Origin of the sequence: Agromyces sp. NPDC058110 (assembly GCF_042884735.1) — a bacterium.
In the GTDB taxonomy this organism is placed as follows: Bacteria; Actinomycetota; Actinomycetes; order Actinomycetales; family Microbacteriaceae; genus Agromyces.
This window is the reverse complement of record NZ_JBHVTI010000004.1, coordinates 428,076-451,518: the sequence shown is the minus strand read 5'-3', so window position 1 is coordinate 451,518 and position 23,443 is coordinate 428,076. Positions and strand designations below refer to the sequence as shown.

22 protein-coding genes are annotated in these 23,443 nt (G+C 71.9%); 18 read left to right on the top strand and 4 right to left on the bottom strand.

Features of this window, described 5'->3' with window-relative positions; all coding sequences use genetic code 11:
- The first annotated feature begins 100 nt into the window (after window positions 1-100).
- Window positions 101-925: an alpha/beta fold hydrolase gene (locus tag ACFVS8_RS12300; protein ID WP_387062319.1), complete on the top strand. Its 825-nt coding sequence runs from the start codon at window positions 101-103 to the stop codon at window positions 923-925.
- A gap of 93 nt (window positions 926-1,018) precedes the next feature.
- Window positions 1,019-1,852, top strand: a complete 834-nt coding sequence (locus ACFVS8_RS12295) for an alpha/beta hydrolase (RefSeq protein ID WP_387062316.1) — start codon at window positions 1,019-1,021, stop codon at window positions 1,850-1,852.
- Window positions 1,853-1,906: 54 nt separating this feature from the next.
- Here ACFVS8_RS12295 and ACFVS8_RS12290 read toward each other — a convergent pair whose 3' ends face one another.
- Window positions 1,907-5,056 carry a VWD domain-containing protein gene (locus ACFVS8_RS12290; RefSeq protein WP_387062314.1) on the bottom strand — a complete coding sequence of 1,050 codons (3,150 nt, stop codon included), beginning with the start codon at window positions 5,054-5,056 and terminating at the stop codon, window positions 1,907-1,909.
- Between the two features lie 215 nt (window positions 5,057-5,271).
- Between ACFVS8_RS12290 and ACFVS8_RS12285 the strand changes: the two genes are divergently transcribed.
- The 3 genes from ACFVS8_RS12285 to ACFVS8_RS12275 all read left to right on the top strand — a co-directional run bounded on the left by ACFVS8_RS12285 (window position 5,272) and on the right by ACFVS8_RS12275 (window position 7,577).
- Window positions 5,272-6,084, top strand: coding sequence for an MBL fold metallo-hydrolase (locus ACFVS8_RS12285; protein ID WP_387062311.1), 813 nt, complete (start codon window positions 5,272-5,274; stop codon window positions 6,082-6,084).
- 90 nt (window positions 6,085-6,174) lie between these two features.
- Window positions 6,175-6,651, top strand: coding sequence for a GNAT family N-acetyltransferase (locus tag ACFVS8_RS12280; RefSeq protein WP_387062309.1), 477 nt, complete (start codon window positions 6,175-6,177; stop codon window positions 6,649-6,651).
- A gap of 38 nt (window positions 6,652-6,689) precedes the next feature.
- Complete coding sequence (locus ACFVS8_RS12275) at window positions 6,690-7,577, top strand: hypothetical protein (protein WP_387062306.1); 888 nt, start codon at window positions 6,690-6,692, stop codon at window positions 7,575-7,577.
- 93 nt (window positions 7,578-7,670) lie between these two features.
- On the opposite strand, the gene ACFVS8_RS12270 is transcribed toward ACFVS8_RS12275, so the two are convergent.
- The gene (locus ACFVS8_RS12270) at window positions 7,671-8,828 is read right to left on the bottom strand and encodes an epoxide hydrolase family protein (RefSeq protein ID WP_387062303.1); all 1,158 of its coding nucleotides are present in this window, start codon (window positions 8,826-8,828) and stop codon (window positions 7,671-7,673) included.
- Between the two features lie 67 nt (window positions 8,829-8,895).
- On the opposite strand from ACFVS8_RS12270, the gene ACFVS8_RS12265 reads away from it, so the two are divergent.
- Complete coding sequence (locus ACFVS8_RS12265) at window positions 8,896-9,945, top strand: helix-turn-helix transcriptional regulator (RefSeq protein WP_387062300.1); 1,050 nt, start codon at window positions 8,896-8,898, stop codon at window positions 9,943-9,945.
- 78 nt (window positions 9,946-10,023) lie between these two features.
- Here ACFVS8_RS12265 and ACFVS8_RS12260 read toward each other — a convergent pair whose 3' ends face one another.
- Entirely contained in the window at window positions 10,024-11,061 is a 1,038-nt protein-coding gene (locus ACFVS8_RS12260; protein ID WP_387062297.1) for a LacI family DNA-binding transcriptional regulator, read from the bottom strand.
- A gap of 112 nt (window positions 11,062-11,173) precedes the next feature.
- On the opposite strand from ACFVS8_RS12260, the gene ACFVS8_RS12255 reads away from it, so the two are divergent.
- The 5 genes from ACFVS8_RS12255 (at window position 11,174) to ACFVS8_RS12235 (ending at window position 17,146) form a co-directional block, all read left to right on the top strand.
- Window positions 11,174-12,130: a carbohydrate ABC transporter permease gene (locus ACFVS8_RS12255; RefSeq protein WP_387062294.1), complete on the top strand. Its 957-nt coding sequence runs from the start codon at window positions 11,174-11,176 to the stop codon at window positions 12,128-12,130.
- Window positions 12,127-13,071 carry a carbohydrate ABC transporter permease gene (locus tag ACFVS8_RS12250; protein ID WP_387062291.1) on the top strand — a complete coding sequence of 315 codons (945 nt, stop codon included), beginning with the start codon at window positions 12,127-12,129 and terminating at the stop codon, window positions 13,069-13,071. The genes ACFVS8_RS12255 and ACFVS8_RS12250 overlap by 4 nt, the downstream gene beginning before the upstream one ends.
- 112 nt (window positions 13,072-13,183) lie before the next feature.
- On the top strand, window positions 13,184-14,530 hold the full coding sequence (locus ACFVS8_RS12245) for an ABC transporter substrate-binding protein (RefSeq protein WP_387062288.1): 1,347 nt from the start codon (window positions 13,184-13,186) through the stop codon (window positions 14,528-14,530).
- 142 nt (window positions 14,531-14,672) lie between these two features.
- Entirely contained in the window at window positions 14,673-16,607 is a 1,935-nt protein-coding gene (locus ACFVS8_RS12240; RefSeq protein ID WP_387062285.1) for a beta-galactosidase family protein, read from the top strand.
- A 140-nt stretch (window positions 16,608-16,747) separates the two neighbouring features.
- Window positions 16,748-17,146, top strand: a complete 399-nt coding sequence (locus tag ACFVS8_RS12235; protein WP_387062282.1) for a PPOX class F420-dependent oxidoreductase — start codon at window positions 16,748-16,750, stop codon at window positions 17,144-17,146.
- 94 nt (window positions 17,147-17,240) lie between these two features.
- On the opposite strand, the gene ACFVS8_RS12230 is transcribed toward ACFVS8_RS12235, so the two are convergent.
- Window positions 17,241-17,708, bottom strand: coding sequence for a VOC family protein (locus ACFVS8_RS12230; RefSeq protein WP_387062279.1), 468 nt, complete (start codon window positions 17,706-17,708; stop codon window positions 17,241-17,243).
- Between the two features lie 167 nt (window positions 17,709-17,875).
- On the opposite strand from ACFVS8_RS12230, the gene ACFVS8_RS12225 reads away from it, so the two are divergent.
- From ACFVS8_RS12225 to ACFVS8_RS12195, 7 genes are all read left to right on the top strand, one after another.
- Entirely contained in the window at window positions 17,876-18,907 is a 1,032-nt protein-coding gene (locus tag ACFVS8_RS12225) for a proline racemase family protein (protein WP_387062276.1), read from the top strand.
- Window positions 18,904-19,941, top strand: coding sequence for an ornithine cyclodeaminase family protein (locus ACFVS8_RS12220; protein WP_387062273.1), 1,038 nt, complete (start codon window positions 18,904-18,906; stop codon window positions 19,939-19,941). Before ACFVS8_RS12225 ends, ACFVS8_RS12220 begins: the two co-directional genes overlap by 4 nt.
- A 57-nt stretch (window positions 19,942-19,998) precedes the next feature.
- A complete protein-coding gene (locus tag ACFVS8_RS12215; protein ID WP_387062270.1) occupies window positions 19,999-20,649 on the top strand; it encodes a GyrI-like domain-containing protein in 651 nt (216 codons plus the stop codon).
- Between the two features lie 79 nt (window positions 20,650-20,728).
- Window positions 20,729-21,949, top strand: a complete 1,221-nt coding sequence (locus ACFVS8_RS12210; protein WP_387062266.1) for an MFS transporter — start codon at window positions 20,729-20,731, stop codon at window positions 21,947-21,949.
- Window positions 21,950-21,985: 36 nt separating this feature from the next.
- Entirely contained in the window at window positions 21,986-22,456 is a 471-nt protein-coding gene (locus tag ACFVS8_RS12205; RefSeq protein ID WP_387062262.1) for an SRPBCC domain-containing protein, read from the top strand.
- Window positions 22,453-22,782, top strand: a complete 330-nt coding sequence (locus ACFVS8_RS12200) for an ArsR/SmtB family transcription factor (RefSeq protein ID WP_387062259.1) — start codon at window positions 22,453-22,455, stop codon at window positions 22,780-22,782. Before ACFVS8_RS12205 ends, ACFVS8_RS12200 begins: the two co-directional genes overlap by 4 nt.
- A 169-nt stretch (window positions 22,783-22,951) precedes the next feature.
- Entirely contained in the window at window positions 22,952-23,383 is a 432-nt protein-coding gene (locus ACFVS8_RS12195) for a hypothetical protein (RefSeq protein ID WP_387062256.1), read from the top strand.
- The last annotated feature ends 60 nt before the right edge of the window (window positions 23,384-23,443 follow it).

Here is a 23,443-nt window from a genome sequence, read left to right as displayed (position 1 = left end):
CACGACTACGCGCACCACGTGATTCGGTGCCGCGTGCCCGCGCGCCAGCATCGAGGCATCCGCGATTCGCACCCGCGATCGCCAGCTGGATGGAGGCGCCATGCCCTACGTCACCGCCGATGACGGCGCGCAGATCTTCTACAAGGACTGGGGGTCGGGCGGCACACCGGTGCTGCTCAGCCACGGCTGGCCCCTGAACGCCGACGCGTGGGAGGCCGCGGCGCTGTTCCTCGCCGAGCACGGCCACCGGGCGATCGCGCACGACCGTCGCGGGCACGGGCGTTCGAGCCAGACGTGGAACGGCAACGAGATGGACACCTACGCCGACGACCTCGCCTGCCTCATCGACGCGCTCGACCTCACCGACCTGACGCTCGTCGGCCACTCGACCGGCGGCGGCGAGATCGCGCACTACGTGGGCCGACACGGATCTGCGCGCGTCGCCAAGCTCGTGCTCGTCTCGGCCGTGCCGCCGCTCATGCTCGAAACCCCCGACAACCCCGGCGGCCTGCCGATCGCGGTGTTCGACGGCATTCGCGCGGGCGAGGCATCCGATCGCTCGCAGCTGTACCGCGACCTCGCCGACGGGCCGTTCTTCGGCAACAACCGCTCGGGCGACGTGTCGCAGGGCGTGCGCGACGCGTTCTGGCTGCAGAGCATGGCCTGCGGACACCGGGCCGCGTACGAGTGCATCGCCGCGTTCTCGGCCACCGACTTCCGGCCCGACCTGGCGAAGGTCGACGTGCCGACGCTCGTGATCCACGGCGACGACGATCAGATCGTGCCGTTCGAGGTCGGCGGCGCACGCTCGGCCGAGCTCATCGACGGCGCGACCCTGCTCGTCTACGAGGGGGGCGCCCACGGCCTGCCAGACACCGACCGCGACCGGCTGCACGCCGACCTGCTCGCGTTCATCGATTCGTGAACGAGCGGATGCCGCGGCGCCCGCCCGCGGCATCCGTCCCGCTCCGTCCGGCTCCGCCCACCTCACCCTCACCGCCCCGAAAGGACACCGCTCATGACCGACGACACCGCCCCCGAGGCCCCCGACACCATCGTGCTCGTGCACGGCCTCTGGATGACCCCGCGCAGCTGGCGCGGCTGGAAGGAGCGCTTCGAGGCGAAGGGCTTCACCGTGATCACCCCCGGGTACCCGGGCTTCGAGATCGAGGTCGAGGCCCTGCGCGAGAACCCCGACGTGATCGCGAACCTCACGGTCCCCGAGACCGTCGACCACCTCGCGGCCCAGATCGAGGCGCTACCGAAGCCGCCGATCATCATGGGGCACTCGTTCGGAGGCACGCTCACGCAGCTGCTGCTCGCCCGCGGCCTCGGCGCCGCGGCGGTCGTCGTCGACTCGGCGCCGACCGAGGGCGTCCGGGTCACGCCGCTGTCGCAGGCGAAGTCGCTGTTCCCCGCGCTGAAGAACCCGGCGAACCTCCACAAGGCCGTCGCGTTCACGCCCGAGGAGTTCCACTACGCGTTCGCCAACACCCTCTCGCGCGAGGACTCCGACGCAGTGTGGGAGGAGTTCGCGATCCCGGCACCCGGCAACTGGATCTGGGCGTACGGCCTGCTCGCGAACTTCACGCCCGGCCACCAGGAGACCTGGGTCGACTACGCGAAGGACCGCGCGCCGCTGCTGTTCATCGGCGGCGAGAAGGACCACATCATGCCGCCGAGCGTGAACAAGTCGAACGCGAAGCACTACGCGAAGTCGCCCGCCCTGACCGAGTACGTCGAGTTCCCGGGCCGTTCGCACTGGATCTGCGCCGAACCCGGCTGGGAGGAGGTCGCCGACCACGCCCTCGAGTGGGCGCTCGCGCATGCTCGCTCGACCGTGGCGGCCTGAGCCCGGGCAGCACCGCCGGTGGGTGCGGTGCGCAGGCGCACCGCACCCTCCCGGTCACTCCGTTGCGGAGAGCTGAACCGCCGTGCGGTCCGGGGTGCGGCTGAACAGCACGACGGGCAGCGGGTCGGGGCCGGTCGCGGAGACGACGATCGGAGGGTTGTGGCGGCAGCTCGGCTCGAGGGCGCTGAACTGCTTCGAGAGCGCGGCGCCGTAGCCGAGGTTCATGCACGCGACCTCGAGGCCGGACGCATCCCACGCCTGCTGCCGGTCCGCGGACTGCGGGAGCAGCACGACGGCGTCGGCCACACCCGCCAGGGCACCCGACCAGCCACGATCGCGAGCGAGCGTCGCCTGGTCGACGAGTGCGGGCGTCGGATCGACGAACACCTCCACGCGTATGTCGGCTTCGCCGACGCTGGAGCTCGCGCGGAGCTCGACCCGGCGATCCCCGGCGGGGCCGACGAGACCGTACCCCTCACCATCGGTGGTCACTCCGCTGCCGTTGTTGAAGGTGAATCGGTTGCCGCAGAGCGCCACAGGGACGCCGTCGTCCTCGTCGTCGAGATCTGCGACGTCGACGCGGATCTCGACACCGACCCCGCAGTCGGAGGTGCGCAGGAGCATGAACGCGCCTCGTGGCACGGCGATCGCACCCGAGTCGATCGGGTCGTTCCCGAAGTCGGGCGTCGTGCCCTCGAGCACGCGGGAGGGCTTCCCGGCCACGGCGTCGACGACGTCGACCTCCGGCTCCGGCACCTCCGGTTCGACGGGCCCCGGGGCGACCGGAACCGGGACCCAGACGAGGTCCTCGTGTTCGACGCGCTCGTCCACGACCGTGCGATACGAATCGATCATCGCGCGGATGCCCGTGACCATGAGGTCGATCGCGCATGCGTCCACCTCGCTGCGCGTCGCGCGCACCCCGAGCGCGGCTGCGCATTCGCGTCGTTCCTCGGAGTCGGCGGCGACCGGGTCGGATGCCGCGCCGCGGTAGCTCTCGGTGGTGCGGCCGCTCTCGTAGTCGAACAGGGACTCGTCCTGCTCGATCCACCAGGCCTGCGCGAAGTCGTCTTCGAGGTCGCCGTCGGGCGGGAGCGACGTGCCGTCGGGCAGGCGCAGGTCGTCGTCGAGGTCGCCGTTGCCCGTTCCGAGGAGCCCGACCGTTCGCGCAGCCCGGTCGTCGGTCAGCGCGAGGTCCACGAAGAACCAGGCGTTCCAGGCAATGGACACGGTGCTACCGTCGGCGAGGGTCACCGTCCAGCGGCGCACGCCCGACGTGTCGTCGAACGCCACCTCCGCGGTGCCCAGCGGGAACGAGCTGCGGGTCTCGACCGCACCGTCGACCCGTACGGTCACGGGAGCCGACACCGTGAACTCCGCCCCCGTCAGCGTCATCCGCTGCCCGCCGACCCGGAGCGCCACGGCGCTGTTGCCGGCGGCGACGTTCGTGCCGGTGCGCACCGGCTCGTGGCGGGTCTGCACCTCGAAGCCGCCCCTCGCGTCGCGCGCGGCGACGAACTCGCCCCGGGTCATCACGTCGAACGAGAGGCCGTCGAAGGTCGCGATGTGCGGATCGCCGTAGGTGCCGGCGGTCTCGGGCTTCCGCTTCTCGCACTGTGCGGCATCCCATTCCTCCGCATTGACCGAGTACATGCCGGGAGTCTCGATCATCGCCCGGGCGATCAGGATCTCGCGCGAGTCCAGGGGGACCGCGTCGGTTCCGGACTCGTCCGGGCACCGACAGCCCGACGCGTCGAAGCAGAACGTGACCGCGCCGCCGTCGCCTACGCTGCGCAATAGACCGTCCGCCTTGAGGGCGACCGGCGTTCCGGTCGGCGCGATCGTCGCGAGGCCGACACCGCGCGTGAAGGTGAGTCGTTCGACGCCGTGCGAGAACGCGTGGTTCGCGGGGGTCCCGTACTCGTACTCCGAGACGCCGAGCCCGATCTCGATGCTCCGGTGGTTGTCGTGCGGCCCGTCCTCGGGCTCGGAAGACGGCCAGGCGAGGTTCCACCGTGTCGGGTCCGTGATCTCCGAGACGCCCCGGTCGGCCGTGCGGGAGGATGCCGTGGCCGCACGCAACTGGAAACGCGCGTCGGTCATCCGGCCGTTCCGGAGGGCAGCTCCGGTCGCCTGCGAGTTCGTCTCGATCATGCGGCGGATGGCGGCGTACGGGTCGCCCCCGGCCTGGCGGAACGTCTCGTAGAGCGCCCACGCGCCGTAGGTGCTCGCCGAGAGCGGCTTGGACTGGTCGGCGAACCAGTCGACGTACATCCCGTTCGTGTGCGCGCGGCGGGTGCGGTACAGGTCCTGAGCCGCGAATTCGGCCGAGCCCTCGACGACCCACGACGGCGAGTACGTCCACGCCGACTTGTTCCACGAGGCCTGCACGCAGTGGAAGTACTCGTGGGCCATCACGGACAACCAGCCCGCGTCGTCGGGCTTCGCGTCCATACCGTGGCGGTAGATCGTGATCTTGCAGGTCGTGAGGCCCGCATCGACGTCCGCGCTCGCGGCGGCCAAGCCGGGTTCGCCGCCGGGCGCGCGCACGAGCGCCTCGGAGTAGAGGATCTGCGGGGTGAACTTGGCGAAGTCGTGGCGGTACGCGACCCAGTCCGCTGCCGCCTCGCCGGCGAGCCGTTCCAGACGGCTCCGTTCCGCCGCCGTCATCGGCTTGCGAAAGCGGGGCGACGGCTCGGCGCGCGCGGCCGTGACCGGGCCGGCTCCGACCGGCGCCGGTGCCGCGTCCGGGCTCGCGTCCGGGCTCGTGTCCAGGCTCGCGGGTGCCGATTCTCCGTCGACCGGATACCCGGATGCCGCGTCGAGCGCCGCCGCCTGTTCAGCGGTCAGCTCCGACCGGTGCGCGCGCATGAGGCCGAGGGCGTAGGTGAGGCCGACGCCGTCGCCCGACGGCAGGTCGGTCGCCGTCGCCCCGGGGACGTCGCCGCCGAAGGTCGCCGCGAACGCGTCGACGGCCTGCTGGCCCGTGGGACCACCTGACGCCGCCGAGGACTCGATCCCGAGCAGCAGCTCGTCCGTCCGGGTGCTCGGCGCCCACTCGCCCGCCTCCACCGGTTCCACGACGGGTGCCGCGGAAGGGTCGGGCGCGGGTGCGTCAGCAGGCGTCGACGTGCAGGAGGCGAGGCCGGAGACGAGGATCGCGGCGACCACGGCGGAGAGAACGGAGACGACCCTACGTTTCATGACCGCAGTCTTCCGGATGCCGCGGCGTGCGGGAATCGGTGCATCCACTGATCTCTGCCGCTCGCCGTCGATCGGCGGGCTCGCACAGCCGGACCACGGTCGGCCGCTCGCTTCGCCGACCCGCACGTCGGACCCGGCAGGCGGGTGGCGGCTCGTGCGGCGTGACCCGAACGGGTCCTCGACGCGAGGCACCCGGCTGGCCTAGTGTCACGGGCATGAAGCTGACGCGCATCGGCGGCCCCACCGTGCTCGTCGAGCTCGACGGATGGCGCCTGCTCGTCGACCCGACGTTCGACCCCGCCGGGCGCCACTACGCGTTCGGCTGGGGCACGGGCTCGACCAAGACGGCCGGGCCGGCCATCGAGGTCGTCGACCTCGGTGACGTCGACGTCGCGCTCGTGAGCCACGACCATCACGCCGACAATCTCGATGAGGCGGGGCGCGCGATGCTGCCCTCGGCCGGGGCGGTCGTCACGACGGCGAGCGGTGCCGGGCGACTCGGACAGGGCGACCCGGGTCGACGTGTGCCCGCCGACCGGCTCCATGGGCTCGCCGCGGGGGAGTCCGTGACCCTGACCGGCCCCCGGCCGGGCCTGCCGACCCTCGTGATCACGGCGACGCCGTGCCGGCACGGCCCACCCCTCACCCACGCGATCGTCGGCGACGTCATCGGGTTCGCCGTGCGGCGCCAGGGCGAGGAGCGGGTGGCGCTCTGGATCACGGGCGACACCGTGATGTTCGGGCCGCTTCGGCGCGTCGCCGAGGAGCTCTCGATCGACGTCATGCTCGCGAACGTCGGCGGCGTGCGCTTCGGGGTGACCGGGCCGCTGCGGTTCACGATGACCGGGCGCGACGTCGTCGATCTCGTCGCCATCGCGGCTCCGCGGGTGGCGACGTTCGCGCACTACGACGGGTGGTCGCACTTCGTCGACGGCGAGGCGGGGCTGCGCGACGCGATCGACGGGTCCGAGCCATCCGTGCACGACCGGGCCGTGTGGCTGGTCGACGGCGTCGCGGTCGAGGTCTGATCGGCGCGAGCGTCCGGAGTGCACGCGGGCCGGGCGGCCGGGTGCGCCCCGCGAAACCTGCCCGACGCACGGGGATGTGAGAATCGTCCGGTGCCTGACCTCGTGATCGCCCCCGGAGACCTCACCGACCCGCGCGTGCTGCGCCTGCTCGAGGACCACCTCGCCGACATGCACGCCACGTCGCCCGCCGAGAGCGTGCACGCGCTCGACGTCTCGGGCCTCGCCGACCCGTCGATCACGTTCTGGGCCGTCGCCGACGGCGACGACCTGCTCGGCTGCGTCGCGCTGAAGCAGCTCTCGCCCGACCACGGCGAGTTGAAATCGATGCGAACGGATGCCGCGGCGCGCGGTCGTGGCCTCGGTCGCCGCCTGCTCGAGCACGTGCTCGACGAGGCCCGCGGCCGCGGCTACGCCCGCATCAGCCTCGAGACGGGCACCGAGCCGTTCTTCGCACCCGCCCGGTCGCTGTACGAGCGGGCCGGATTCGTCGAGTGCCCCCCGTTCGGCTCGTACGCGCTCGACCCGAACAGCGTCTTCTACACGCTCGAGCTCGCGCCGCGCGGCTGACGCGTGCGCCCGTCGCGGGCTCGCGCCATGATGGGGCGATGAACGCCGACGGCCGCCACGCGGCATCCGATCGTCCTGCGGTGCACGATCGCCGCGGCGAGCTGCTCGCCGAGGTGCGGGATGCCGCGGCGACGCGCCGCCCCGCCGGGTTGCTGGAGCAGTGGGCCGATGACTCGCTCGTCGCCGTCTCGCCCGTCGACCTCCGCACGAGCGTGGCGCTCGACGCGATCGCGCTCGACGCGGCATCGGGATACGACGCCCTGCTCCTCTCGCCGGTGGCGCCGCTCGGCTCGACGTCGGTGCTCGCGCCCACCTCGCAGGACCGGGTGCTCTCGACGATCCGGCCGGTCGAGGTCGTGTCGGATCCGACGAACGTGCTCGCCCTCGAGGCGGCGCGGCGGCTCCGCGCCGTGCCGGGCGAGGAGGTGCGGCTGTGCACCGTGCACCAGACGCTCCGCATGCAGGCGGCACCCGCGGGGCGCGCCCGAACGCGGCACTTCCGGATGTTCGCGATGGCCGACGCCGGCCGCGGGCGAGCGGATGACGCCTTCGAGGTCGACGCCGTGCTGGGGCAGTTGGCGGGGTACCGGGGCCTGCTCGATACGGCCGCCCGAGCGGGGCTCGGCGCGGGAACGGCACCCAGGGCGATCGTGCGCGTCGACGGCCCGCGCGAGGTGCTCGGCGATCGGATCGCGCAGGCCGTCGTCGCGCGGTGGCCCGACGTCGAGCTCGTGCGCGAGCCGCTCGAGACCCGCTACTACGACGGGTTGCGCGTGGGCTTCGGCGTGCACGCGCCAGAGGGCGGCTTCGTCGAGCTGGTCGACCTCGGACGCTTCGACTGGGCCGCGCAGCTCACCGGCGACCGGCGCAACCGGTTCGTCGCGAGTGCGATCGGCATCCAGTTGATCCCGCTGCTGCTCGCCTGAGCGTCGGTCGGAACGAGCGGATGCCGCGGACGACCGGGACGAACCCGGTGGCCGCGGCATCCGCTCGCCCTGATGACGGGTCTGCGAGGTCGCTCAGCGGACCCCGGCGAAGAACGTCGCGATGTCGCCCGCGAGCACGTCGGGCACCTCGAGCGCGGCGAAGTGCCCGCCCTCGGCGAACCGGCTCCAGTGCACGATCGCGTCGTTGTCGCGCTCGGCGAAGACCCGGATCGTCTGGAAGTCGTCGGCGAACACGGCGACCCCGGTGCGGGCGTGGTTCACCACGGGTTCGGCCTCGACCTGCGCGTTCTCGTAGTACGCGCGGCTCATGCCGGCCGCCGCGTTCGTGAACCAGGCGATGCTGACGGCCGTGAGGATCGCGTCGAGCGGCACCTTCGAGGTGCCGTTGCCGAACGACTCGAACAGCTCGCTGTAGGCGAGCAGCCCCACGGGGGAGTCGCTGAGCGCGGCGGCGATCGTCTGCGGCCGCGACGCGTTCATGGTGTTGTAGCCGCCGACCTTCTGGAACCACTGCATGTGCTCGAGTCCTGCGTAGTCCGTCGGCTCGAGGCGCTCGAACTCGCTCGGGTCGCCCGACGGGAACGAGAAGAGCTGCAGCACGTGCAGCCCGAGGAACCCCTCGGGCTCGAGCAGGCCGAGTTCGCGGGCGACCATCGCGCCGTTGTCCGATCCGTGCACGCCGTAGCGCTCGTAGCCGAGCCGGCGCATGAGCGTGTCGTAGGCGCGGGCCACCCGGGCCAGGGTCCAGCCCGACTCGCGCACGGGGTTCGAGAAGCCGAAGCCCGGGGCATCCGGGATCACGACGCTGAAGGCGTCCTCCGCGCGCCCGCCGTGGGCTACCGGGTCGACCAGGCGGTCGATGACGTCGAGGTAGTCGGCCGACGAGCCGGGGTAGGTGTGCGCGAGCAGCAGCGGGGTGGCGTCGGGGTGCGGCGACACGACGTGGATGAAGTGGATCGGCTGCCCGTCGACCTCGGTCGTGAAGCGCGGCACGGCGTTGATGCGGGCCTCGACGGCCCGCCAGTCGAACGTCTTCCACTGCTCGACGGCGTCGGAGAGGTAGTGGTTCGGGGTACCGGTGGTCCAGTCGTCGGCGGGGGCGGCCTGAGGCAGGCGGGTGCGGGCGAGGCGCTCGCGCAGGTCGTCGATGTCGGCCTGGGGCACGTCGACGACGAAGGGGCGGATGTCGGTGGCGGACGTGGATGCGGTGGTGTCGGCTGCGCTGTTCATGTCTTCGACGGTACGGTCGATAGCGGAAAGGATCGTTCCTGATGAGCCGAACTCGTGCGAGGGCCTCGTGACCGACACCGCGGGTCGCCTGCTGGCCCTGCTCGGACTGCTGCAGTCGCGCCCCTCGTGGTCGGGTCCCGAGCTCGCCGCGCGGCTCGACGTCACGACGCGCACGATCCGCAACGACGTGGAACGCCTGCGCGCGCTCGACTACCCCGTCGAGGCGACGCGGGGGTCTGTCGGGGGGTATCGGCTCGGCGCGGGCGGGCGCCTGCCTCCGCTGCTGCTCGACGACGAGGAGGCGGTCGCGGTCGCGATCGGCCTGCGAGCGGCGACCGGCGTTGCGGGCGTCGGCGAGTCGAGCCGGCGCGCACTCGCGAAGCTCGAGCAGGTGCTGCCGCCCCGGCTGCGGCCGACCGTCGACGCCTTCGCGACCGTCGTCGACAACGCGCCGGCGAACAACGACACCGACGCTCCCGATCCCGAGGTCGATCCCGAGGTGCTGCGGGCGATCGCGACGGCGATCCGCTCGGTCGAGTGGCTGCGATTCGACTACGCCGACGAGGGCCACGGGAACGGCCGCGCCGACGACACCCGCGACGGCCGCGACGGCGACACCCGCGCCGACGTGCCGCGCCTCGTCGAGCCGTACCGCCTGCTGTCGTGGCTCCGGCGCTGGTACCTCGTCGCGCGCGACCCGGAGTCGGGGGAGTGGGACGTCTTCCGGGCCGACCGCATGCGCCCCCGCATGCCGACGCGGCGCCGCTTCGATCCGCGGCTCGTGCCCGGCGGCGACTACACCGCGTTCGCCATGCGGCAGGTCGCGGTGAGCGGATGGAACGTGCACGCCAGGCTGCGCGTCGCGGCCGCGGCATCCGCGGTGCTCGACCGCATCCATCCGGCCGTCGGCGTCGTCGAGGCCGTCTCGCCCGACGAGTCGGTGCTCATGACGGGAGCCGACAGCCTCGACACGATCGCCGCGTACATCGGCATGCTCGGCATGGACTTCACGGTCGAGTCGCCGCCCGAGCTGCGCGACCTGCTGCGCGTGTACGCCGATCGGTACCTGCGGGCGGCCGCGGCGCCCGCCGTCGCGGGGGCAGACGAACGGGCCTGACCCGCGGGTCGACCTCCGGTCGGAGCAGACCCCCCCGAGCGGATGCCGTGGGCCGGCGTTCGTGCGCCGCTCGACGCTTCAGCCGCGCGGCGGGGCGGTGCTCTGCCGCACCACGAGCTCGACGTCGACGAGCGAGTTGCCGCGACGCTCGCCGACCTCGACCTCGTGCAGGAGGGCCTCGACCGACCGGCGGCCGACCTCGCCGAAGTACTGGTGCACGGTCGTGAGCGGCGGCCAGAAGTTGCTCGACTCGGCCATGTCGTCGAAGCCGACGACGCTGACGTCGGCCGGCACCGCCCGGCCGGTCTCGTGCATGGCGCGCAGCACGCCGAGCGCCATCTGGTCGTTGGCGGCGAAGACGGCGGTCACGGCCGGGTTCGCGGCGAGCTCGAGGCCGAGTTCGTAGCCGGCCTCGGTCGACCAGTCGCCGGTGAGCACGGGGGGAGCGGATGCGCCGTGCTCGGCGAGGGTCTCGGCCCACACGTCGCGTCGTCGTGCGGCGGAGTAGGAGCGCTCGGGGCCGGCGACGTGCCAGACGGTCTCGTGGCCGAGATCGAGCAGGTGCTGCACGGCGAGGCGGGCGCCGTGTGCCTGGTCGGTGTCGACGCCGGGGAAGCGCTCGTCGCCCGACGCGTCGACGATGACCACGGGAAGCCCGTCGGGCAGCTCGACGTCGGACTCGTCGAGCAGGTGCGCCTCGACGACGAGGATGACCCCGTCGACCGCGGCGTCGGCGAGCCGGTCGAACGCGACCGACAGCTCGCCCTTGGTCGGGTGCGGCACGGGGATGAGCGTGAGCGAGTAGCCGGCGTCGCTCGCGGCCGTGGTGATCGCGTCGAGCGTGCGCATGTTGCCGAAGCTCGAGAGGGTGAACATGATGACGCCGATGCTGCGGAAGCGGCCGGTGCGCAGGGCCCTCGCGGCGCTGTTCGGCCGGTAGCCGAGCTTGGCCATCGCCGCGAGCACGCGGTCGCGCGTCGCGGCGTCGACGTTGTCGCGGCCGTTCGACACGCGCGACACCGTCTGCCCCGAGACGTTGGCCTCGCGGGCGACGTCGGCCATCGACGGTGCACGGCGGCGGCCGGGCGCGGCGCCCTGGCCTGTGGTCGTCGTCATGCGGTACTCCCTCGGTGCGCCTCTGCAGAAGACTGGCGCATGTTCACGTCAACATGCTACGGTGTCATCACGAGATGTTGACGTAAACATCTTGCCGAATGGAAAGAATCCGATGACAACGACGTCCACGCACGCGGCGCCCTCCCGCGACGCGGCAACCGCACCGGCACGACCGCCCCGGCGGCCGGGTCGCCGGGCACGCGAGCGAAGCGAATGGAAGGGCCTCGCCTTCGTCGCCCCGTTCCTCGTGGTGTTCCTGCTCGTCTTCATCGCGCCGGTCGCCTACTCGATCTACCTCAGCCTCTACCGCGAGCAGCTCGTGGGCGGCAACGCGTTCGTGGGCTTCGAGAACTACGGCGCCCTGTTCGTCGACCCGCAGTTCTGGGAGGGCCTCGGCCGCGTCACCCTCTTCCTGGTGATCCAGGTGCCGATCATGCTCGGCCTCGCGCTCGTCGCGGCGCTCGCGATCGACAGCGCCCGCCTGCACGCATCCGGCTTCTTCCGCATCGTGATCTTCCTGCCCTACGCCGTGCCCGCCGTCGTGGCCGTGCTCATGTGGGGCTTCATCTACGGCGACAACTTCGGCCTCGCGGCCAACATCAACGACTGGCTGGGCTCGACCATCATCACGCCGTTCGCCCGCGAGTGGATCCTCGTCTCGATCGGCAACATCGTGACCTGGGAGTTCGTCGGCTACAACATGCTCATCTTCTACTCGGCGTTGAAGGTCATCCCGACCGACCTCTACGAGGCCGCCGAGCTCGACGGCGCCGGCCCGATGCGCGTCATCACGGGCATCAAGCTGCCGGCACTCCGCGGCGCCATCGTGATCGCGACGATCTTCTCGATCATCGGCAGCTTCCAGCTGTTCAACGAGCCGAACATCCTGCGCACGCTCGCCCCGAACATCATCACGACCTACTTCACGCCGAACATGTACGCCTACAACCTGTCGTTCAACGGCCAGCAGTACAACGCCTCGGCCACGGTCGCGATCGTCATGGGCGTGCTGACGGCCATCATCGCCTACGTCGTGCAGCTGCGCGGCTCGCGGAAGGAAGAGCGATGAGCACGCTGACCGAAGTGATGACCACCACGGATGCCGAGGGCGGCCGTTCCGGCGGCACCAGGCGTCGCGCCTACCGCCCGAAGTACTCCTCGCCGCTGCGCCCGCGCAAGTCGGTCGCGTTCACGCTGCTCATGGGCATCTTCGTCATCTACAGCCTCGTGCCGCTGATCTGGCTCGTCATCAACGCGACGAAGACCCAGGGCGACCTGTTCTCGAGCTTCGGGCTCTGGTTCGGCGACGACTTCGTGCTGTTCCAGAACATCTGGGAGACGCTCACCTACAACGACGGCATCTTCGTACGCTGGCTCGGCAACACGCTCCTGTACGTCGTGGTCGGAGCCGGCGGCGCGACGCTGCTCGCCACGCTCGCGGGGTACGGCCTCGCGAAGTTCCGCTTCACCGGGCGCAAGGCCGTGTTCGCGGTGGTGCTCGGCGCGATCGCCGTGCCCGGCACCGCGCTCGCCGTGCCGACGTTCCTCATGTTCAGCCAGCTCGGCCTCACCAACACGCCGTGGGCGATCATCATCCCGTCGATCATCAGCCCGTTCGGCCTGTACCTGATCTGGGTCTACGCGGTCGACTCGGTGCCCACCGAGCTGCTCGAGGCCGCGCGCATGGACGGCGCGGGCGAGTTCCGCACGTTCTTCACGATCTCGATCCGCCTGCTCGCGCCCGGCATCGTGACCGTGCTGCTGTTCACCGTCGTCGCGACGTGGAACAACTACTTCCTGCCCCTCATCATGCTGAGCGACCCGACCTGGTACCCCCTCACGGTCGGCCTCAACCAGTGGAGCGCGCAGGCGTCGGGCGTGGCCGCCCAGCCCATCTACAACCTGGTGATCACGGGCTCCCTGCTCACGATCGTCCCCATCGTCGTCGCGTTCCTCGGCCTGCAGCGGTTCTGGCAGTCGGGACTCAGCGCCGGAAGCGTCAAGCAGTGACCGAGCGGCACCGCACGGCGTCAACGCACCAACCGCACACCGCACCATCCGCTCACACCGGAGCGTCCTGCCCCGGACTCACATGGCACACAACGAAGTGAAGGGAAACACCATGAGCATCGCTCGCTCCGCCGTCAGGCGGACCCTCTCGGTGGTCGCAGCCGCGGCACTGATCGGCACGCTCGCCGCCTGCTCGTCGGGCGACGGCGGCAGCAGCTCCGGCGGCTCGGGCTCGGCGGCCGACCTCGACGCCGCCCTCGAGGCCGGCGGCAAGCTCACGTACTGGAGCTGGACCCCGAGCGCCGAGGCCCAGGTCGCCGCGTTCGAGAAGGCCTACCCCAAGGTCGACGTCGAGCTCGTCAACGCGGGCACGAACACCGAGGAGTACACGAAGCTCCAGAACGCGATCAAGGCCGGCTCGGGCGCACCCGACGTCGTGCAGATCGAGTACTACGCCATTCCGCAGTTCGCCCTGTCGGACTCGCTCGTCGACCTGAAGCAGTACGGCATGGACGACCTCGAGGGCAAGTTCAGCGCTTCGACGTGGGGTGCCGTGAACGTCGGCGACCAGCTCGTCGGCCTGCCGCAGGACTCGGGCCCCATGGCCCTCTTCTACAACAAGAAGGTCTTCGACGAGTTCGGCATCGCCGTTCCCACCACGTGGGACGAGTACGTGCAGGCCGCGAAGGACCTCCACGCCGCCGACCCGACGAAGTACATCACGGCCGACACCGGCGACTCGGGCTTCACCACGAGCATGCTCTGGCAGGCCGGCGGCCGCCCGTTCTCGGCCGACGGCACCGACGTGACCATCGACCTCGCCGACGAGGGCACCCAGAAGTGGACCGGCGTCTGGAACCAGCTCATCGAGGGCGACCTGCTCTCCGACACGCCCGGCTGGAGCGACGAGTGGTACAAGGGCCTCGGCGACGGCTCGATCGCCTCGCTCGTGATCGGCGCCTGGATGCCCGGCGTGCTCGAGTCGAGCGTGCCCGACGCGGCCGGCGACTGGGCGGTCGCCCCGATGCCGACCTACGACGGCACCCCCGTCGCCGCTGAGAACGGCGGCGGCGGCCAGTCGGTCACCAAGCAGTCGAAGAACCCGGCGCTCGCCGCGGCGTTCCTCCGCTGGCTGAACAGCGACCCCGCGTCGATCGACGTGTTCCTGCAGTCGGGCGGCTTCCCGTCGACCACGGCGGAGCTCAGCGACCCCGACTTCCTCGCCTACGAGTCGGACTACTTCGGCGGCCAGAAGATCAACGAGGTGCTGACGCAGGCCTCGAAGGACGTCTCGAGCGGCTGGCAGTACCTGCCCTACCAGGTCTACGCGAACAGCATCTACGGCGACACCGTGGGCCAGGCGTACGCCAACGGCACCGACCTGAACGACGCCCTCGCGAACTGGCAGGACCAGCTCGTGTCGTACGGCAACGACCAGGGCTTCAGCGTCAACAAGTAGCACCCTCGGCGGGGTCGGCCGGCATCCGTCGGCCGGCCCCGCCGCGCACCACCAGCACCACCGCACGACCAGCACCACCAGCACCACCAGCACCACCTCCACCGTCGCCGGCCCCGCCGGTCAGATCCAGAACGGATGCCCCGTGACCGCCCAGCCTCCCCAGAGCCGCTTCGCGATCGGCGAGACCGACTTCGAACTCGACGGAGCCCCGTTCCGCGTGCTCTCGGGCGCCCTGCACTACTTCCGCGTGCACCCCGACCTGTGGGCCGACCGCATCCGCACGGCCCGCCTCATGGGCCTCAACACGATCGAGACGTACGTCGCCTGGAATCGGCACGCGCCGCACCAGGGCGAGTGGCACGCCTCCAACGGGCTCGACCTCGGGCGGTTCCTCGACCTCGTGGCCGCCGAGGGCATGCACGCGATCGTGCGCCCCGGCCCCTACATCTGCGCCGAGTGGGACAACGGCGGCCTGCCGGCCTGGCTCTTCCGCGACCGCGGGGTCGGTATCCGCCGATCCGAGCCGCGCTACCTCGAGGCCGTGAGCGAGTACCTGCGCAACGTCTACGAGATCGTCGCCCCCCGGCAGGTCGACACCGGCGGCTCGGTGATCCTCGTGCAGATCGAGAACGAGTACGGCGCCTACGGCTCCGACAAGCGCTACCTCGAGCACCTCGTCGACGTCACGCGCGAGGCCGGCATCACGGTGCCGCTCACGACGATCGACCAGCCCACCCCGCAGATGCTCGCAGACGGCAGCCTGCCGGGCCTGCACCTCACGGGCTCGTTCGGCTCGCGCACGCTCGAGCGCCTCGAGACGCTCCGCGAGTTCCAGCCGACGGGTCCGCTCGTCTGCATGGAGTTCTGGTGCGGCTGGTTCGACGACTGGGGCTCGCATCACCACACGACGGATGCCGCGGCATCCGCCCACGAACTCGACCTGCTGCTCGCCGCCGGGGGGTCGGTGAACATCTACATGTTCCACGGGGGCACGAACTTCGGGCTCACGAACGGCGCCAACGACAAGGGACGCTACGCGCCGATCACGACGAGCTACGACTACGACGCCCCGCTCGACGAGGCCGGGCACCCGACCGAGAAGTACTGGGCGTTCCGCGAGGTCATCGCGCGCTACGCCCCCGTGCCCGACGAGGTTCCGGATGCCGCGGCGCCGGCGCCCGCGCTCGAGGCACCGCTCGTCGCGGGGCCGTCGCTGCTCGCGGCCGTCGCCGGGGGAGCGCTCGGCGACGAGGCGCTGCACGCGCAGGTGCCGACCTTCGATGCGCTCGGCCACTACCGCGGCCTCGCGCTGTTCGCCACGACGCTGGCCGGCGAGGGTGCCGACGGCGACTCGACCGTCGTCCGTCCCGGCGTGCTCACGATCGGCGAGGAGGTGCGCGACCGCGCCTGGGTGCTGCTCGACGGCGTGCCCGTGGGCGTCATGTCGCGCGACGCCCATGAGCGCTCGATCGTGCTTCCCCGCACGCGCGGCGAGCTCGTGATCCTCGTCGAGGACCAGGGCCGCGTCGACTACGGATCGCGTCTCGGCGAGCACAAGGGGCTCATCGGCGGGGTCGCGCTCGACGGCGTCGAGCTCACCGGCTGGAGCGTCCGTCCCATCGACCTCGAGCGCGTGCCCGAGGTCGTTCGGGCGGTCGAGCTCGTCGGCGCGACCGCAGCCCCGGCCGCGGGCTCGTCGGTCGGTTCAGGTCTCGGTGGCGCCGCTGTGACTGGCGGCGGCGTCACCGGGTCGGGCGCGGACGCCGTCGCTCGCCCGGGCGACGGGGCCGACGGCGGGAGCCTCGTCGTCGGACCCTCGTTCGCGACCGCGGTGCTCGAACTCGACCGGCCCGCCGACCTGTTCCTCGACACGCTGCACTGGGGCAAGGGCCTCGTGTGGGTCAACGGGTTCCTGCTCGGGCGCTACTGGCGCCGCGGCCCCCAGCGCACGCTCATCGTGCCTGCGCCGGTGACGCGTGCGGGCGCGAACGAGGTCGTCGTGCTCGAGTTCGAGGGCTTCGCCGAGCCGGTCGTGCGCACGCTGGCGGGGCCCGAACTCGGGCACACCGAGATCTGACGCGTCCGCGAGCGGGCACCACGCTGGAAGCCCATTCTCGCGGCCGAATCCCGAGCGGCGTGGACTCCCTCGCGCGAACGGGACTCCGCCGCGCATACGTCGCGCGGAATGCGAACGGCGCCGCACGGGTTGACCACGTCATGACCAACGAACTCGACGACCACGCCGCCCGCATCCTCGCCGCGCCCGTCTTCGGACACCTCGCGACCGTGCGCCCCGGTGGCGGCGTGCAGGTGAACCCGATGTGGTTCGAGCACGATGCCGAGACCGGCACCATCCGCTTCACGCACACGACGAAGCGCGCGAAGTTCCGCAACCTGCAGGCCGACCCGAACATGACGCTCGAGGCGCTCGACCCCGAGAACCCGCTCCGCTACGTCGAGGTGCGCGGCCGGCTCTCGGAGGTGATCCCCGATCCCGAGGGCGCCTTCTACGTGCGGCTCGGGCAGCGCTACGGCGACCCGCACGCGCAGGCGCCGGCCGACAAGGCCGACCGCGTGATCCTCGTGATGGACATCGAGAAGGTCAACGGGCGCTGACGGCCACGGGGCGCTGAGCGCGGGCGCTGCGAGCACGGACGTCCGCCGCGCCGACCGGTGACGGATGCCACGGGCGGCCGCCCGCGGCATCCGCTCACGCGTTCTCGAGCTCGGCGATGACGACCTTCTTCTGCTGCATCATGACCTGGATCTGCTCGGGCCGCTTCGTCAGCTCGCCCATGTTCGCCGGGATGATCTGCCAGCTGATGCCGAAGCGGTCCTTGCACCAGCCGCACTGCTCCGACTCCGGCACGTGCGAGAGCGCGGCCCAGTAGTGGTCGATCTCGGCCTGGTCGGCGCACGAGACGACGAACGAGATCGCCTCGTCGAACATGAAGAGCGGGCCGCCGTCGAGGCAGGCGAAGTCGACGCCGTTGAGGGTGAACTGCCCGTTCAGCACCCTGCCCGACATGCCCTCGAAGTGCTCGTCGAGCGATTCGTCGGGGTACGGCTCGATCGAGCGGATGCGCGAGTTCGGGAACACCGTGACGTAGTACTCCATGGCCTCGCGCGCCTGGCTGTCGAACCACAGGCAGGGCTGGATCGGTGAGAGCTCGGTCATCGGTGACCCCCTGGTGCGCCGGGCACGGTCGGCCGGATCGCGTCGCCAGCCACGCTACGCCCGCGGGCCGCGGTTGTCACCGGCTGCCGTCGCGCGCTCGAACGGCGTGAGGACGGAGAGTGCTCGTGCGGCGTGACCACCCCGGGTTCGGAGCGCAGAATGGGTGGATGACCCCTGCGCGACCGACGGACGTCAGCACGATCGACTACCACACGGCCGGCGAGCCGTTCCGGATCGTCGTCGAGCCGGGAGTGCCCATCGAGGGTGCGACGGTCGCCGATCGACGCGCGTTCGCGATCAGCGATGCCGCGGTCGACGGCCTGCGCCGACTGCTCTGCTTCGAGCCGCGCGGGCACGCCGACATGTACGGCGGGTTCCTGACCCCGCCCGACGACGACGGCGCGCACCTCGGCGTGCTGTTCTGGCACAAGGACGGCTTCTCGACGGCGTGCGGGCACGGCACGATCGCGCTCGGCGTGTGGGCCGTCGAGACCGGCCTCGTCGCGGTCGACCCGAGTGGGGTCACCGACGTCGTCATCGACGTGCCGTCGGGCCGGGTGACGGCCAGGGTCGCGACCGACGAGGCCGGTGCGGTGACAGGCGTCGACTTCGTGAACGTGCCGAGCCGGCTCGTGGCCGAACGGCTGCGGGTGCAGACCAGACTTGGTGAGGTGCGCGCCGACATCGCGTACGGCGGGGCGAACTACGCGATGCTCGACGTCGCGCAGGTCGGGCTCTCGATCGAGCCGGCAGCCGTCTCGGAGCTCATCGCGCTCGGCCGCGAGGTCAAGTGGCTGCTGAACGACTCGGATGCCGCGCAGCACCCGACCGATCCGCGCCTGAGCGGCATCTACGGCACGATCCTGTTCGAGCGCCTCGGCCGCGACGCCGACGGACGCCTGCACCAGCGCAACGCGACCGTCTTCGCCGACGGCGAGCTCGACCGGTCGCCGTGCGGATCGGGCACCGCAGCCCGCATCGCGGCGCTCACGGCGCAGGGCGAGCTCGCGTTCGGCGAGACGCTGGTGCACGACTCGATCGTCGGGTCGAGGTTCCACGCACGGGCGATCGAGCGGCTCGTCGTCGACGGCGCCGAGGCGGTCGTGCCGGCGGTGACGGGCATGGCCTACCGCACGGGCGCGTCGACGTTCACGGTCGATCCGCGCGACCCGCTGGTGCCCGGATTCGTGCTGCGATGAGCCCCAAGATCGAGGTATTGGATGCCGCGGGCACGCGTTCGCGGCTCGGGTACCGCGCGGCCGTCGAGGCGCTCGAGGCCGCGCTGGGCTCCGGGTTCGATCCCGCGACCGACGCGCCCCGGAGCGCCGTGCCCCTCGGCGCGGCCGAGGCCCTGCTCATGCCGTCGGCCGTGGGCGACGCGATCGGCGTCAAGGTGCTGACGGTCGCGCCCGGCAACCCGGCGCGCGGGCTGCCGCGCATCCAGGGCGTGCACCTCGTGTTCGACCCCGGCACCATGGCGCCCGCGCTCGTGCTCGACGGTGCCGCCCTGACGGGCGTGCGCACGCCCGCGGTGTCGATGGCCGCGATCCGGCGCGAGCTGACGGCTCGGGCCGCGGCTCGTGCGACCGATCGAGCGACCGACCGTGCGACCGCTCCGACGGCCGCCGGGGCCGAGGTCGGCGAGGCGGCCGATGCCGGAGGAGCCGGGGCCGCGCTGCACGTGGTCGTCTTCGGCACGGGCCCGCAGGCCGTCGCGCACGTCGAGGCACTCCGCGAGGTCTGCCCCGACCTCCGGATCGGGTCGGTGACGCACGTCGCTCGTCGCGCACCCGCCGATCACGACGTGCTGCACGGCGCCGGGTTCGTCGCGGCGGCCGACGCGGCATCCGTCGCCCGGGTGCTCGCAGAGGCCGGGCTCGTGATCTGCGCGACGACGGCCAGGGAGCCGCTGTTCGACTCCGCGGTGCTGGCCGACGACGTGGTGGTCGTCGCGGTCGGATCGCACGAACCCGATGCTCGCGAACTCGACTCCGCGCTCATGACGCGTTCGACGGTGATCGTCGAAGACGTGGCGACAGCGCTCCGCGAGGCGGGCGACGTGGTGCTCGCCGCGGGGGAGGGCGAGTTCGACACCGCCGCGCTCGTGCCGCTCGTCGACGTCGTGACCAGCCGCCGGCGTGCGCCCGACGGCGGCGTGCGCCCGTTCGTCGTGAAGACCACGGGCATGTCGTGGGAGGACGCGGTCGTCGGGCATACGGCACTCGGGCGCTGACGCCCGCCCGCGGCATCCGGACGTCTCGTGACCGCAGCCGGGCGTACGCTCGGCGGCATGAGCGGAACGGTGAGCGAGAAGTACGACGTCAAGCGTGCGCACCGAGCGCTCTACGCGCCGTCGGCGAAGGAGTTTGCCGTCGTCGACGTGCCGCCCCTGCGCTACCTCGCGGTCGACGGGCACGGCGATCCGAACACGTCGGCGTCGTACGTGCAGGCCGTGGAGGCGCTGTTCGGCGTGGCGTACGCGGTCAAGTTCGCCAGCAAGCGGGGGCTCGGGCGGGACTTCGCGGTCGCACCGCTCGAGGGGCTGTGGCAGGCCGACGACCCGGCCGCCTTCGTCGGCCGCGACAAGTCGGCGTGGAGCTGGACGATGCTCGTGAACCAGCCCGACTGGATCGACGACGCGGCCGTCGCCGCTGCTCTCGACGCCGTGCGCGCGAAGGCAGCGAAGGCGGGCGCCGAGCCGAACCCGGCGCTCGACCTGCTGCGGCTCGAGCAGCTCGACGAGGGCGTTTCGGTGCAGGTCTTGCATATCGGCTCGTACGACGAGGAGGCGCCCACGCTCGCGCGCCTGCACGACGAGTGGATGCCGCAGCACGGCCTCGCGTTCAACGGGCCGCACCACGAGATCTACCTGAGCGATGCGCGGCGCACGGCGCCCGAGAAGCTCCGCACGGTGCTTCGCCAGCCGGTCCGGCCCGTCTGATCGCCGACAAGATGCAACCCTGAGGTTGCAGATTGCCTTGTGATGTGCAACTCTGAAGTTGCAGATCAGAGGAGTTCGGATGCCCGTCGCCAGCCGCCGCACCACCCGCGTGTTCCCCGTGTTCCCCGTGCCCGTCGTGCTCTCCGCACTCTTCGCCGGCTCGTTCGCCATGGGCTGCGCCGAGATGCTCGTCGTCGGCCTCATCGACGTGATGTCGGTCGACCTCGCAGTGACGGTGCCCGCGGCCGGGGCGCTCGTCACGGCCAACGCGCTCGGCCTCGCGATCGGCGGGCCGCTGCTCGCATTCGCGACGACGCGATTCGACCGACGACCCGTGCTGCTCGTCGCGACGGCGGTGTTCACGCTCCTCACGATGCTGGCGGTGCTCGGGGTCGGCTACGAGGCGCTCGTAGTCGCGCGCGCCGTCGCCGGAGCCGTGCAGGGACTGTTCATCGCCGCGGCCATGGTCACGGCGACCTCCGTCGTGGCGCCCGACCGGGCAGGTCGCGCCATGTCGGTCGTGATCACGGGCTTCGCCTCGGCCAGCGCGTTCGGCCTCCCGCTCGGCACGCTGCTCGGGCAAGCCGTCGGCTGGCGGGGCGCCTTCGGAGCGGTGGCGCTCGTCGGCCTGCTGGTGTTCGTCGCGTGCCTCGTGGTGCTGCCGTCGGTGCCCACCGCAGCGGGGGCGGGCGCTGTCGGCCAGGCGAGGTCGGCGTTCGCCCCGCGCGTGCTCGCCGTGCTCGCCGTCGCGGTGCTGGTCTTCACGTCGATGCAGTCGGCGATCACCTACCTCGTGCCGTTCCTCGACGAGATCGTGGCAGTCTCGGGCGCCGGAGTGAGCGTGTTCCTGCTCGCCTACGGCATCGCCACGACGATCGGCTCGATCGCGGGCGGCCGCTTCGCCGACGCGAACGCCCGGCTCACGCTCGTGGTCGGCGCCGCTGGGGTCGGCGTCGCGCTGCTGGTGATGCTCGCATTCGGGTCGAACGCCGTCGTGACCCTCTGCTGCGTGCTCGGCATCGGCCTGTTCGGCATGGCCACCGGCCCGTCGCTGCAGCACCGGGTCGTGCGCCTCGCCGGGGCCGGCGCGCCGCTCGCGTCGTCGCTGCCCGCATCCGCGGTGAACGTCGGCATCGCCGCCGGCGCGTTCGCGGGCGGGGCGGCCCTGCACTCTGGCGGCCCCGAGGCATCCGTGCTGACCGGAGTCGTCGTCGCGGTCGTCGCGGTCGCCGCAGCCGCCGCGACCGGCGCCCTCAAGCCTGCGGCGGTCGCCGCAGCAGAACCTGCCGCAACCCGCTAGCTGCAGGAGCCATCGAAAGGAAGCAGAATCATGAGCATGACCGACAACCAGGCATCCGTCGTCGACGAGGCCGACTTCACGGTGCGCCGCACCATCCGCATCGCCGCACCGGTCGAGAAGGTGTGGCGGGCCGTCACCGAGCCCGAGCAGATCTCGCGCTGGTTCGGCGTCGTCGAACTCGACGGCACGGGCCCCGGCGCGCAGGGCAGCATCACGTTCGAGGGCTACGGCCGCGTGCCGCTCGCCGTCGATGCGGTCGACGCCCCGCGCAGCATCACCTACCGGTGGGGCAACGACGACGCGCTCGGCCACCTGCGCGACGAGCTCGACGACCACGCGACCGACTTCACGTTCACGCTCGAGGCCGTCGACGGCGGCACGCTGCTCACGGTCGTCGAGCGCGGTTTCGACCGCACCTCGAACCCGCTCCGCAACCTGGCCGAGCACGCCGAGGGCTGGGTGTCCGAGCTCGACAAGCTCGTGTCCCTGCTCGAGGGCGGCGCATGAGCCCTGGCCGTGCCACCGAGACGCTGGTTCCCGTGTTCGCCGCACTCGGCGACGAGACCCGGTGGTCGATCCTGGCCGCACTCGGCGAGGGCGACGCGTCGGCGTCGGCCCTCGCCGGGCGCCTGCCCGTCACGCGCCAGGCCATCGCCAAGCACCTCGCGGTGCTGCAGGAGGTCGGTCTCGTCGAGCCCGTGCGCGTCGGCCGCGAGGTGCGGTTCCGCGTGGTCGGGGCGCAGCTCGGCGAGACCGCGCGCCGCCTCGACGCGATCGGTGCAGCCTGGGATCGTCGCCTGGCCGCGATCAAGGAGATCGCCGAAGGGCTCTGACCCCGGATGCCGGTGGCGGGCGCCCGGCCCTCGCGCGCCTGGGGCTCGGCGTGCGCAACTCCGGATACTGCGTGCGAAACGCCGCGTCGCGGCATCCGGTCCCAGCGCGTCGTGCCGCCGATCCGGAGTTGCGTACGAGAGCCGTGGCACCCGACGCTACGGTGGACGGATGGATGCCTGTGCCGCCCTCGCGGAGTCGATCGAGCGCCTCGCCGCGCGCGAGCACCCGAACCGCCGGTTCCTCAAGGAGCTCGGGCGCATCGGCGGGGTGCGCCGCGGCCCGCTCTGGATCACCGACGCCGGCTCGGGCGGCAGCAACCGCCTGCGGGGCCGCGGGTTCCGGCGCCGTGTCGACGACGACACCGGCGGGCAGGCGCGTCACTTCGCCGGCACCGTCGCGGTCACCGCCCGCGTCGGCGGGCGGTTCTCGCTCTGGCTCACGACGCACGTGCTGCGCGACGGGCCCGACACCGCCGACGGGCGCCTGAGCGCCGAGGCGATCGAGTTCGTGCGGCTGATCCGTTCGGGCGAGCTGGCGCAGGCCGATGCCGCCGACTGGGTGCGGCGCCGGCTGTGCCATGCAGGGTCGCTCGAGGCCTGAGGCCCGACGGAGCACCGGCGCGAACCGGCGCGGAACCGACTGACGGTCGCCTGCCCGCGT

Bases quoted from the DNA above. Each gene is read 5' to 3' on its own strand.
- ACFVS8_RS12300 (WP_387062319.1), top strand. From the start codon at position 101: ATGCCCTACGTCACCGCCGATGACGGCGCGCAGATCTTCTACAAGGAC.
- ACFVS8_RS12295 (WP_387062316.1), top strand. From the start codon at position 1,019: ATGACCGACGACACCGCCCCCGAGGCCCCCGACACCATCGTGCTCGTG.
- ACFVS8_RS12290 (WP_387062314.1), bottom strand. From the start codon at position 5,056: ATGAAACGTAGGGTCGTCTCCGTTCTCTCCGCCGTGGTCGCCGCGATC.
- ACFVS8_RS12285 (WP_387062311.1), top strand. From the start codon at position 5,272: ATGAAGCTGACGCGCATCGGCGGCCCCACCGTGCTCGTCGAGCTCGAC.
- ACFVS8_RS12275 (WP_387062306.1), top strand. From the start codon at position 6,690: ATGAACGCCGACGGCCGCCACGCGGCATCCGATCGTCCTGCGGTGCAC.
- ACFVS8_RS12270 (WP_387062303.1), bottom strand. From the start codon at position 8,828: ATGAACAGCGCAGCCGACACCACCGCATCCACGTCCGCCACCGACATC.
- ACFVS8_RS12260 (WP_387062297.1), bottom strand. From the start codon at position 11,061: ATGACGACGACCACAGGCCAGGGCGCCGCGCCCGGCCGCCGCCGTGCA.
- ACFVS8_RS12255 (WP_387062294.1), top strand. From the start codon at position 11,174: ATGACAACGACGTCCACGCACGCGGCGCCCTCCCGCGACGCGGCAACC.
- ACFVS8_RS12250 (WP_387062291.1), top strand. From the start codon at position 12,127: ATGAGCACGCTGACCGAAGTGATGACCACCACGGATGCCGAGGGCGGC.
- ACFVS8_RS12245 (WP_387062288.1), top strand. From the start codon at position 13,184: ATGAGCATCGCTCGCTCCGCCGTCAGGCGGACCCTCTCGGTGGTCGCA.
- ACFVS8_RS12235 (WP_387062282.1), top strand. From the start codon at position 16,748: ATGACCAACGAACTCGACGACCACGCCGCCCGCATCCTCGCCGCGCCC.
- ACFVS8_RS12230 (WP_387062279.1), bottom strand. From the start codon at position 17,708: ATGACCGAGCTCTCACCGATCCAGCCCTGCCTGTGGTTCGACAGCCAG.
- ACFVS8_RS12225 (WP_387062276.1), top strand. From the start codon at position 17,876: ATGACCCCTGCGCGACCGACGGACGTCAGCACGATCGACTACCACACG.
- ACFVS8_RS12220 (WP_387062273.1), top strand. From the start codon at position 18,904: ATGAGCCCCAAGATCGAGGTATTGGATGCCGCGGGCACGCGTTCGCGG.
- ACFVS8_RS12215 (WP_387062270.1), top strand. From the start codon at position 19,999: ATGAGCGGAACGGTGAGCGAGAAGTACGACGTCAAGCGTGCGCACCGA.
- ACFVS8_RS12210 (WP_387062266.1), top strand. From the start codon at position 20,729: ATGCCCGTCGCCAGCCGCCGCACCACCCGCGTGTTCCCCGTGTTCCCC.
- ACFVS8_RS12205 (WP_387062262.1), top strand. From the start codon at position 21,986: ATGACCGACAACCAGGCATCCGTCGTCGACGAGGCCGACTTCACGGTG.
- ACFVS8_RS12200 (WP_387062259.1), top strand. From the start codon at position 22,453: ATGAGCCCTGGCCGTGCCACCGAGACGCTGGTTCCCGTGTTCGCCGCA.
- ACFVS8_RS12195 (WP_387062256.1), top strand. From the start codon at position 22,952: ATGGATGCCTGTGCCGCCCTCGCGGAGTCGATCGAGCGCCTCGCCGCG.